This is a genomic window from Campylobacter sp. W0066.2 (genome assembly GCF_024723515.1).
Lineage (GTDB): Bacteria > Campylobacterota > Campylobacteria > Campylobacterales > Campylobacteraceae > Campylobacter_D.
Window position 1 is genome coordinate 24,518 of record NZ_JANQCV010000005.1, and the last position, 11,770, is coordinate 36,287.

11 protein-coding genes are annotated in these 11,770 nt (G+C 30.7%); all 11 read right to left on the reverse strand.

Translation table 11 applies throughout. The features are described from left to right. Positions 1–78: 78 nt before the first annotated feature. The 11 genes from dxs to CAMP18498_RS03020 are packed head-to-tail and all read right to left on the reverse strand — an operon-like array spanning position 79 to position 11,735. Positions 79–1,908 carry a 1-deoxy-D-xylulose-5-phosphate synthase gene (gene dxs, locus CAMP18498_RS02970; RefSeq protein ID WP_337197412.1) on the reverse strand — a complete coding sequence of 610 codons (1,830 nt, stop codon included), beginning with the start codon at positions 1,906–1,908 and terminating at the stop codon, positions 79–81. Continuing rightward, the gene (gene fliH / locus CAMP18498_RS02975) at positions 1,905–2,723 is read right to left on the reverse strand and encodes a flagellar assembly protein FliH (RefSeq protein WP_337197413.1); all 819 of its coding nucleotides are present in this window, start codon (positions 2,721–2,723) and stop codon (positions 1,905–1,907) included. The genes dxs and fliH overlap by 4 nt, the downstream gene beginning before the upstream one ends. Positions 2,724–2,727: 4 nt before the next feature. Then, complete coding sequence (gene fliG, locus CAMP18498_RS02980) at positions 2,728–3,756, reverse strand: flagellar motor switch protein FliG (protein WP_012662055.1); 1,029 nt, start codon at positions 3,754–3,756, stop codon at positions 2,728–2,730. Further along, positions 3,756–5,441, reverse strand: a complete 1,686-nt coding sequence (fliF, locus tag CAMP18498_RS02985) for a flagellar basal-body MS-ring/collar protein FliF (RefSeq protein ID WP_337197415.1) — start codon at positions 5,439–5,441, stop codon at positions 3,756–3,758. The genes fliG and fliF overlap by 1 nt, the downstream gene beginning before the upstream one ends. A 14-nt stretch (positions 5,442–5,455) precedes the next feature. After that, on the reverse strand, positions 5,456–6,547 hold the full coding sequence (hisC, locus tag CAMP18498_RS02990; RefSeq protein WP_337197416.1) for a histidinol-phosphate transaminase: 1,092 nt from the start codon (positions 6,545–6,547) through the stop codon (positions 5,456–5,458). Beyond that, positions 6,537–7,610: a prephenate dehydratase gene (gene pheA / locus CAMP18498_RS02995; protein ID WP_337197418.1), complete on the reverse strand. Its 1,074-nt coding sequence runs from the start codon at positions 7,608–7,610 to the stop codon at positions 6,537–6,539. Before pheA ends, hisC begins: the two co-directional genes overlap by 11 nt. After that, complete coding sequence (locus tag CAMP18498_RS03000) at positions 7,607–8,368, reverse strand: HAD-IIA family hydrolase (protein ID WP_337197419.1); 762 nt, start codon at positions 8,366–8,368, stop codon at positions 7,607–7,609. The genes pheA and CAMP18498_RS03000 overlap by 4 nt, the downstream gene beginning before the upstream one ends. Before the next feature lies 1 nt (position 8,369). Then, entirely contained in the window at positions 8,370–9,575 is a 1,206-nt protein-coding gene (gene lysA / locus CAMP18498_RS03005) for a diaminopimelate decarboxylase (RefSeq protein WP_337197421.1), read from the reverse strand. A gap of 17 nt (positions 9,576–9,592) precedes the next feature. Then, positions 9,593–10,654: an LptF/LptG family permease gene (locus CAMP18498_RS03010; RefSeq protein WP_337197424.1), complete on the reverse strand. Its 1,062-nt coding sequence runs from the start codon at positions 10,652–10,654 to the stop codon at positions 9,593–9,595. A 3-nt stretch (positions 10,655–10,657) separates the two neighbouring features. After that, a complete protein-coding gene (pth, locus tag CAMP18498_RS03015) occupies positions 10,658–11,197 on the reverse strand; it encodes an aminoacyl-tRNA hydrolase (RefSeq protein WP_337197426.1) in 540 nt (179 codons plus the stop codon). Position 11,198: 1 nt separating this feature from the next. Further along, complete coding sequence (locus CAMP18498_RS03020; protein WP_337197427.1) at positions 11,199–11,735, reverse strand: 50S ribosomal protein L25/general stress protein Ctc; 537 nt, start codon at positions 11,733–11,735, stop codon at positions 11,199–11,201. Positions 11,736–11,770: the final 35 nt, after the last annotated feature.

Below are 11,770 nucleotides of genomic sequence, written 5' to 3' on the forward strand. Positions count from 1 at the left end.
TATTCTCCAAATATTTTACTTATAGTATAACTCTTTTTTTATAAAAAAATGATTATATTAAAAGATATTTTTTATCTTTTAATAAATTTTAATTTTTTGACACAATGAATCAATATCAAGTTCTAAAAATTTTTCCACTTCACTTGTTTTGCCATGGGCTATAAATTGATCTTCAAATTCAAAACTTACTAGTTTTATATGATAAAGATTTTCTTTTTGTAAAAAATTTGCAATCAAACTTCCCACTCCACCTATTTTAGCACTATCTGAAAAAACAAACCAAGTTTTTGTATCTTTTGCCAACTCTTTTAAAAGCTCTTCATCTAAAGGCTTTGCAAAAATCAAATCTATTAAGCTCGCATAATCTAATCCAAGTTTATCTAAAGCTAATTTTGCCTTAGCCACACCTTGACCAAAACCTAAAAATACTTTATCGCTTTGTACTTTAGATAAAATTTGAGCTTTAGCAAGTTTTATCTCACATGGATTAAAATCATCATTTAATAAAAAATTACCCCTAGGATAGCGAAAAGCAAAAACGCCTTGATGAAAATATGCATATTCCATAATATTTTCCATCATAGCCTCATCTCTTGGAGCTGCTAGAGTAATATTTGGTATAGCACTTAAAAAGCTAATATCAAAAACACCCTGATGAGTTTCCCCATCTTCTCCTACAATTCCTGCTCTATCCATAGCTATAACTACATTTAAATTCATAATAGCACAATCATGAATTACTTGATCATAAGCTCTTTGCATAAAAGTACTATAAATTGCTATAAAAGGTTTAAAACCTTCTTTTGCCATAGCCGCCATAGAAGTAACTGCATGTTGTTCTGCAATTGCGACATCCCAAAAACGTTCAGGATATTTCTCTATTAATTTATCAAGTCCAGTACCACTTGGCATAGCAGCAGTTACACCCACTATATTTTCATATTTTTGAGCTAAATTCAGTAGGGTATTTGAAAAAATTTCTGTGGCGCTTTTTTTATTTATATTTGCCTTTAAACTCTCCCCGCTACTTCTATCAAAAGCACCTACTCCATGCCATTTAGCATTTTTTCCCTCGGCTAATGCATAACCCTTGCCTTTGATAGTTTGCACATGCACAACGCAAGGTTTTTTCATAGCTTTTGCTTGATTGAGCGCATTAATAACCTCATTTAAATTATGTCCATCAATAGGCCCAATATACTCAAGCCCTAATTCTTCAAACAAAAGTCCTGGTGTAATAAGTCTTAAACCTTCTTCAAAACGCTTTGCCATATAAGATGCACCTTGAGGAAAGTATTCTAAAAGATTTTCTATGCGTTTTTTAAACTTTTGATAAAACTGCGTTGCCATTGCTTGAGAAAGATATTTTGAAATAGCTCCAATTGGCCTTGATATACTCATCTCATTATCATTTAAAATAATTACACAAGGATATTCTCTATCACCAAGCTCATTTAAAGCTTCATAAGCCATACCCGCACTAAGTGCTCCATCGCCTATTAATACAACAGGCAAACGATCTTCGTTTTTTAATCTTATAGCCTTGCAAGCTCCAACTGCTAAAGATATAGAAGTGCTTGAATGTCCTGCTACAAAATAATCTCCCTCATCAGGCTTTGTATAACCACTTAAACCATTAAACTGTCTTAGAGTATGAAAATTATTTATTTTACCACTTAAAAGCTTGTGTGGATAAGATTGGTGTGAAACATCAAAAATAAAAGGATCTTTTTTTACATCAAAAACATAATGCATAGCTATACTAAGCTCAACTACACCCAAATTCGAACTTAAATGCCCACCATTTTTACTCACTGTGTCTATAATAACTTCACGCAAATTGTTAGCTAAATTTTCTAACTCTTTAATTTGCATATTTTTAATATTTAAGTTATTTAAGTCTATCATTCATTAACCATATTTTTGATTTTTTGCAAACGATTATTAAGGTTTGATTCTATATTGCCTGCATCACTTAATATTAAAATACTCCCCTTATTAATCGCATCATCAAGGCTAAATTTGATATTATTTTGCTCTTGTTCTAAATGTGATTTTACATATTCAAAATCATCAGGGCTAAGTTTTAATTCTATTTTAGTAGCATTTTTAAGCTCATTCATAAGCTCTTTTGCTAAATTTAATGCTATAAGTGAGGAATTTTCCTCAAGTTCTTTTGCAATCACTTCTTTTGCGATAATTACAGCTGTATCGGCTAATTCTTTTTCATTTTTAGATAAAAACTCATTTAAATTTTGCACTGTGTTTTCAAGTTTTTCCACACTTTTTAAGTATTTTTCTTTTAAAGCTTCTAATTCACTTTCAAAATTTTTTTGAGCTTGTTCAAAACCTTCTTTGGTAAATTTTTCTTTTGCATGTTCTAATTCTGTATTTAAGCGATTATTAAATTCAGCCTCTTGGCTTTCTATTTGCATTTGTAACTTAATAATATTTCCTGACATTTCATCAGTTTTTTTAAGCAAATCTTCTACAAAATCAGGTTGGATTTGTGGTTGTGGGGCTTGTGGGGTAGTTTCTACTGTTTGATTTTCCACTGCTTGCTGAGTAGTATTTTGAGCCAGAGGAGTTTGATTTATAGTTTGAGTTTCTTCTTGTTTTTGCTCTTCATTAGAAGACATTTCACTCATAACTTTAAAATGATATCCCTCAACTACATGAGCAGAAATATTTTCAGGTGAAATTACATTAGTTAATTTAGCCATAATCTTACTCTATCATCTCATCAGCCTCACCCACTTGGATAAGACCTTGTTCTGCAAGTTTTTGCACCACTTCTACAACTTTTCTTTGAGCCTCTTCAACATCTTTTACACGCACAGCACCCAAAAAGCCCATTTCTTCTACAAAAGCTTCAGCAGCACGCGTTGACATATTTGCCATAAATTTTTGTTTTAAATCCTCGCTTGCACCCTTTAAACCTATCATCAAATCGCGTTTATCAGCAGCTTTTAAAACTTCTCTAATCGCATTAGTACTAAGCTGAGAAATATCATCAAAAGTAAACATTAAATCTTTAATGGTTGTAGCAAGTTTTTCATCACTTTGCTCAATATAAGAAAGTGTTGTTTTAGATGCTTTTTGACCCAAGCGATTAAGCACTTCAGCAACCGCTCTTGGACCACCCACTTCAACTTTATAAGAAGTAAGACTTTCAAGTTTACTTTCAAGCACAGCAGATACTCTTTTGATAATTGAAGGTGAAATATCCCCAAGATTTGCCATTCTTATTACAACCTCAGCCCTTAACTCATCACTAAAATATTCCAAAGTTTCAGCAGCTTGAGTAGTATCCATATGAGCTAAAATCAAAGCTATGGTTTGAGGATGTTCTTTAATGATAAAGTCAGCAAGCTGTTGTGGTTTGATTTGAGAAAGATAAGCAAAATTTTGGTTATTTTCCATACTTTTGGTAAGTTTTTCCAAAATTTTATTGGCAATTTCAGGACCAAAAGTTCTAAATAAAATTTCTTTTGCATATTCCAAACCGCCGCTTTTTAGATATTGGTTTGATTGTAATAAAGTATAAAATTCTTCTAAAACTGCAGTAGCAACTGGTTTGTCAACATTTTTTGCTAAAGCGATATAGCGAGAAATTTCAGTGATGACATTAATATCCATATGAGAAAATAAAACTGTCGTTACATCTTCTCCAAGTTGAATTAAAAAAATTGCGACCTTTTCTGGCATAGAAAGGTCATCATAGACCATTTTTTGTTCTTCACTAAGCTTTATCATCAGATATCCTTCTCACCAAATTCAGCTTCATTTTCAACAAGTTTTTGTAACAATAATGCCACTTCTTCACCTTTTTCATTAGCCACTACTCTTAATTTTTCGAGCAAGACATCATATTGAAGCGCATCTTCATCAAAATTATCCCCAAAGCCAAGTTGTTCTTCAACTTTCTTACGTGCTGCGTTGAATTTTTCAATAGCATCTTCAGCCTCATCAATGATTTGCCCGTCTTTTCCTTCCATCTCTTCTTCAAGCTTGATATCTGCAAGCATTTTTTGTGAAAATGGCACAATAACTTTTTTATAAAAGATGAAAAGTAAAATCGCAGCAAAGACATACTTAACAGGTGGGATAAATGGCTCAACAAATCTTGAATAGAAAGTTTGAACCTTATTTTCAACTTTAGCTGTTCTATGAAATTCCAAATTATTTACTTCAACCGCATCACCTCTAGCAAGATTAAAACCTATAGCGCCTTTAGTGAGATTTTCAATAGCTTGAATTTCTTTATCGCTCAAAGGAATATATTCATTAGTAATATTTCCCTGATCATCAGTAATTACTTTGTATTTTCCATCTACTACAACGGCTGCAGAAATTCTTTTAACGGTCGCAAATTGCTTAGTGGTATTGGTGATTTTTTTAGAAATTTCATTATTAGTTGTGGTTTGGTTTTTAGTGTAAACCTCGCGTGCACCTTTATCATCTAAACCTTCTACAGGACCGATGTTTGAAACAGCACCTGGCACACCTTGAATTTCTTTATCTTTATAGCCTTCTCTATGTTCTTCTAAAGTTTGTTCACTACGCACGACTGTGTTTGGATCATATACTTCACTTTGTGATTCTTCTTTAGAAAAATCATAATCAATACTAACCTTTGCCACTACTCTATCATAACCACCCGCAAATGGAGCAATAGAAGCAATAATTTTTTGCTCTAATTCATATTCTTGATCTCTTTTATATTTAATTTGAGCAGCAATTAAATCACTCTCAAAAGCACCCTCATCATCTAAAGGAATACCTTTTTGATCCATGATTTTTACATTTTCAGGGGTAAGTTTTGTCACTGAAGAAGCAATTAAGTTTTTAATCCCCATAATTTGCTTTTTATTAAGCTTTAAGCCTTCTTTTATCGTCAAAGTTACTGAAGCAGTTGGTGGGACTTGTTGTTGAGTAAAAAGTGTATCTTTAGCAAAAGCAATATGCACTGTGGCACTATGGATAGGCTCTAAACTTTCAATCGTTCTAGCAAGTTCACCTTCTAATGCTCTTTGGTATTTTACCTTTTGCTCAGCTTCTGTTGCGCCAAATTCTTGTTTATCAAAAAGCTCAAAACCTACTTTATTATCTTTTGGCAATAACCCTGCAGAAGCAATAGCTAAACGCTGTTTATACACTTGTTCATTAGGTACTAAAATAGTTCCCTCATCACGCAAAATATAAGGAACCCCGCTTTTTTCAAGTTGCGTTACTATCATCGCTGAATCACTAGTATTAGCATTTTCAAATAATACTGAATATCCAGCCTCACTAGCTACTGTAGAACCACTTCTAAAAAGGGTTAAAAATACTAAAAATCCAACTACAACAACAATAGAAGCAGCAATGATAATACGCTGTCTTAAACTTAAATTTTGATAAAGCTGACCTACTTGGTGCAGTATAGTTTTATAATCCATTTATTTCCTACAAACTAAAAATTTTTAGAAAACTCTTCAAAAAACCTTGAATTTTCATACTCTGTACCTATACTTATACGCACAGCATTTAAACCATAACTTTGTAAATTTCTTATTATTATACCGTTTTTAAGCAGTTTTTCAGATAAATCTGTACTATTTTTTTCATCAAAAAAATAAGTAATAAAATTTGTATAGCTTGGAATATATCGAATTTTATAATTTTTAGCAAAATCTTCATAAAGTTTCATTTGCAAAAAATTATTTTCCAAAGTTTTTTGCACAAACTCATCATCATCTAACGCAGCAACAGCAGCTTTTAAACTCAAATTAGTCACATTAAAAGGTGCTCTTAATTTATAAAACGCATTAATAATTTCCTTGCAAGCTATACCATAACCTACTCTCATACCACCCAAACCATAAAGCTTAGAAAAGGTTCCTAGATATACTGTATTTTGAAATTTATGGATTAATTCCTTAGGGTTGATATGTTTTTTGCTATCTTTAAATGAAGCAAATTCATTATAAGCTCCATCAATGGCTACCAAACAATCCTCATCAATTTTTTCTAAAAACTCAAAAACCGCACTTGCGTCTAAACACTCACCTAAAGGATTATTTGGCAAACATAAAAAGATTACTTTGATTTCATTTTTATGCTTTTGATATAACTCATACAACTCATTTAAATCATGGGTTAAGCTTGGAGTTTTATAAACCTTAACTCCTAGTTGTTTTGCATAAATTTCATACATAGCAAAGCTAACCCCGCATTGCAAATAAGCCTTAGAATGATCAAGTTTTGCATGCACTATATATTCTATGATTTGATCACTCCCACTACCTATGATGAGATTTTCTTTTAAAATATCATATTTTTGTGCTAAAGCTTGTTTTAATTCACTCATAGTATCATCAGGATACAAATGAGCTAAATGTGCATTATTTATAATGGCTTCTTTAGCTTTTTTACTTGTGCCATAAGGATTTTCATTACTCGCTAATTTAATAACTTCTTTTAAACTATATTCTTTAGCAATTAAATCCATATCCTTACCACTTTCATAAGTTTTAATAGCTTCCAAAAAAGGATTAAATTTCATTACTTTCTCCTGATAAATACGATCCAAGCCATTTTATATGCTCAGCTTTTTTTAATACTCTTTGGACATTTTCATCATCAATATGTCCTTCAAAATCTATATAAAAACTATGTACAAATTCTCTTGTTTTTATAGGGCGTGATTCAAGTTTTGTTAAATTTATCCCCTCTTTTTTAAACTCATATAATAAATCACTAAGCCCACCTGGTTTATGTGCAGCAAGTGCTAAAATAGAAGTTTTACAATGAGGCATTTGAGGTATTTTTATATCACTTAAAATCAAAAACCTAGTGCGATTTGCCAAATTATCCTCAATCGTTTCAAATAATATAGGCACATTATAAAGTTTTGCTGCAATCTTAGAACAAATCGCAGCTGAAGTAACATCTTGCGAAGCTAAGCAAGCCGCATGAGCTGTAGATTTGCTTGCTACAAATTCTACTTCACTTAAATCATGACTTTCTAAAAAATTTCTACATTGATTATAGCCTTGTGGATGAGAATATATGCGTTTAATATCTTTTAAATTTTCACTCATACTTACAAAAGAATGATGAATATCCATATAAATTTCAGCAAAAATCTTTACATTTTCATATTTTCCAAGACAATCAAGCGTCACACCCACTGCACCTGCTGTATTATTTTCTATAGGTACTACTCCATATTTTGCTTCTTTGTGAGCTAATTCTTTAAAAACATCTTCTATATTTGCAAGCGGAGTATAACGACTCATAGCACCAAAACGCGTTCTTGCTACTTGATGAGTATAACTTCCCTCAGGGCCTAAATAAGCTATGCTTTGGGGCATTTCTAAATTTCTTGATACAGCAAAAATTTCTTGATAAATTGCTTCGATTGCATTTTGATCTAATAAACCATGATTATAATTTTTAAGTCTATTTATAATAGCTCTTTCACGCTCAGGTCTATAAATACTTCCACCTAAATTTTGCTTAATAACTCCTATATCTTTAACATGAAGCATTCTTTCATTAAGTAAAGCCAAAATTTTATCATCGATAGTATCAATTTTATTGCGTAATTTTTCTATATCTTTCATTTAAACCTCGATATGTAGTAATCCTTAATACTATCATATACAAAATTAAGTTTAGTTGTATCAAGACCTTGAGTGTTAGAAATTTTACCGCTTAAAACTAAGGCTGTTTGTATGCCAAGCTCATAAGCACCAAGCAAATCGCCTTTAAAATCATCACTAATAATCAAAGTCTTTTTAAAACTCACATTACAATCTTGCTGTTTTAATAAATTTAAAGCACTTTCATAAAAAGCCTTACTAGGTTTTCCTATCACTTTATAATCAAACTCGCATGCATTTTTAAGCATAGACATAATACTTCCAACACCTGGATAAAGCCTTGAGTTTTTCTTATAAATACTACTTTCATGCATTGCTATAGCTTGCACGCCATTTTTAAGATACTCTATCATACTAGCAAAATCTTGAAATTTAAAATCATCATAACTTGCTAGTAAAAATGCTTTTGGGTTTTTATAATCAAGCTCATAACCTAACTCTTGAAGTGAATCTAAAAATTCTTTTGCTCCAAAAGCTGCTATTTTGCAAGGCTTTAAATGATCTTTTAAAACACAAAAAGGATCAATATAAACTTTTTCATTAATTTCAAAACCCAAATTTTGCAAATAATTTAAAAAATCTAATTTTTTGGTATTATTAGTAATAATCACATAAGGAATTTTTTCTTTATTTAAAGATTTAATGAGTTCTAAAGCACCATTTATAGGACTTTTATCATGATCTGAAATCAAAGTCCCTTGTACATCTAAAAATAACATTTCAATCCTTTAAAAAATCAAACTCTAAAGCAATTTGATCCTCATAACTTTCTCTTTTTCTAATCATTCTTACCGTGCCATTTTCACAAGCTAGCTCACATACTCTATTGCGAGTATTATAATTACTACTCATGCTAAAACCATACGCACCTGCACTTTTAACTATGATCAAATCTCCTGCTTTTGTTTTAGCTAATTTTCTATCTTTAGCTAAAAAATCTCCACTCTCACAAACCCCGCCAACAATATCACAAAGGCTCTCTTCTTTATTTTCGCTCAAAAGCTTGATTTTATGATAAGCGCTATATAAACTTGGACGTAATAAATCATTCATCGCCCCATCAACAATCACAAAACGCTTTTTATCATTAAATTTTTCATATAAAACTTTAGTAACAAATTCACCTGCATTTGCTACCAAAAACCTGCCAGGTTCCATACCTATACACACATCAAGACCTTGTAAACTTGCTAAAATTCCTTGAGCATAATCATATAAATTTGGTTCTTGCTCATCTTTATAACAAACCCCTAAACCCCCACCTATATCAAAGAATTTAATATTAATTTTTAAAGCCAAAAGTTCTTTTACTAATTTTGCAACAATCACAGAAGCCTCATGAATACTGCTTATATCAAGAATTTGCGAGCCTATGTGAAAATGCACACCAACTGGCTCTAAAAATTGTGAGTTTTTAGCATAAAGATACATTTTTTTGGCACTTTCTATATCTACACCAAATTTATTTTCATGCAAACCTGTAGAAATATAAGGATGTGTTTTAGCATCTACATTTGGATTTACTCTTATGCTTATACGAGCTATCTTTTGATTTTCTTTAGCAATTTGTTCTAAAAGAAGCATTTCTTCATAGCTTTCTAAATTTACATAAAGTATATTTTGCTCTAAAGCATATTTTAACTCATCAGCACTTTTACCTACCCCACTAAAAATAATTTTATAATTTTTAGCCCCTGCTTTTAAAGCTCTATAAATCTCACCCGCACTAACACAATCAAATCCACTATCTAAAGAAGCTAAAAGTTTTAAAACACTTAAATTAGAATTCGCTTTAACTGCATAAAAAATTTGTGATTTTCTTGCTTTAAAAGCAACTTTTAACATTGCGAAGCGTTCTTTGATTTTATCAAAATCATAAATATAAAATGGTGTATTGTATTCTTTTGCTAGTTTTAAATAATCCATAAAAACCTCACTTGTAGTTATTTGTGTTTAAAATAATAAAAACTTCCTATACTCATTAAAATAAATACTGGTAACATTATACCAAGCTCTGGAAGTAAAATTTCATTTTCACTCAATCTTGTTAATAAAAACAACAAGCCCCAAACCAAAAGTATGCACACAAAAAATACAAAAGCTAAAAGTGCGAGATTAAAAAATCTTGCTGTTAAAGGGAAATAATAATACACAATAAGCATTAAAAATGGCGCAAAAAATGGTGTAAGAACTAAAGAATACAAGCTTGTTCTAAGTGTATTAGTAGAAATATTTTGTTTTGCAAAAATTACCATACTTTCTAGTGCGTCTAAAATAGAATAAGAAGGATTGCTCTCTACTAAAGAAATTCTTTCTAAAATTTTTGGAGAAAAATCTTCTAAACCTTTAATATTTTTAAATTCTTCTATACTTAAACCCTCTTTTGAAACAATCAAATTTTGTGGTACATTAGTAGCTTTAGCATCATTTAAATCCCAAGAATCTCCATTAAATTTAGCAGTTTTTGCATGGATTATACTTTGAATGTCTAAATTTTTTATGTCAAATATTTTTACATTATATAGGGTTTGAGAACTTGTTTTTTGTATATAAATAAATTTATCATTATATTTAATCAAAACTTCCCCACCCTCTCTATCTACAACGCCACGCTTAAGAATATTACTTTTATATTCATCTGCATAAGCAAAAGAGCTAAAATTAAGTCCTACATAAACACAACAAAAAAACATAGCCCATAAAAAAGGATAAAAAATCACTTGATTTTTACTTAAACCCAAAGCATATAAGCTAACAAATTCATTCGAGCGTATCATATTAAAAATACACAAAACCAAAGCAAGGACTATAGCTAAAGGTAGTATATAAGAAGCTGCTGAGCATGTTAAGAAAAATATATATAAAAGCTCTAAATTTGCACTTTTTGGCAGTCTATTGAAATTGAGCAAAAAATCAATCGCTACAAAGAAAAAAGTCAAAGAAAAAAATAAAATAAAAAATGATTTTAAATACAAAGATGAAATATAGCGAAAAAATATACTCATCGTTTAACTTTTTAAAGAATATTTTGAAGCGATTTTTTCTATATCAGAATTTAAAAGCTCAAGTAAGGCTTTTTTGCTATGTTCTAAAACCTTAGTTAAGCTTTCTTGTTCTTCTTGTTTAAATTTCCCCAAAACATGAGAAATTATATCTTGTCCTTTTCCTACTCCTATGCGTACTCTCTCATAAGCATTACCACAAAGATTATCTATACTTTTAAGTCCATTATGCCCACCACTTGATCCACCTATTTTAAATTTCAAAGCACCTAAATTTAAATCTATATCATCATGGATTACAATAATTCTATCGCATTTATAGTATTCACTAACAGCTTTTACGCTTTCTCCGGATAAATTCATATAAGTAGAAGGTTTTAAAAAAAGAGTAGAAGAGCTTTTAAAAAGCTCTCCTTTAAATTTAGCATTTGAAAGCTTTGTTGTTTGCAAGTCTTTCAAAATTAAGTCAATTAGCATAAACCCTACATTATGACGGGTTTGGGCGTATTGTTCTCCTATATTACCAAGTCCTACGACTAAGGTCATTTTATCTTGCTTTTTCTACGCCAACTACAGCTACTCTATCAGCATCAACCATAGTTACACCCTCAGGTACAACCACATCGCGGATTAAAAGTGCATCACCAACATCAAGTTTAGTTACATCTAATTCAAAATAACTTGGTAAGTTTTCAGCTGCACATTTTACTTTTAATCTTCTTTTTGATTGGATTAAAACACCTTTATTTTTAAGACCCATAGCTGTTCCTACGATTTTTACAGGAACCATATATTTAGAAATAACACCTTTTTGTGCTACTTTTAAATCTACGTGTTTTAATTCTGCAGTTACAGGATCTTTTTGATAATCAACTACCACAACATTTAATACTTTATCTGCTACTTTTACATCAAAAGCTAAAGTAGTTTTTTTGCGTACTTCTTTAATAAATTCATTTACTTTAAAAGCAGCATTAATGTTTTCTAATCCTTTTCCGTAGATGTTTGCGATTAGATAACCATCTCTTTTTAAAGCTTTAGCAGCTTTTCTACCGATACTCTCTCTAACGATACCTTCTAACATCTGTTTCCTTTCTAAAAAAATAAACGCTAATTATA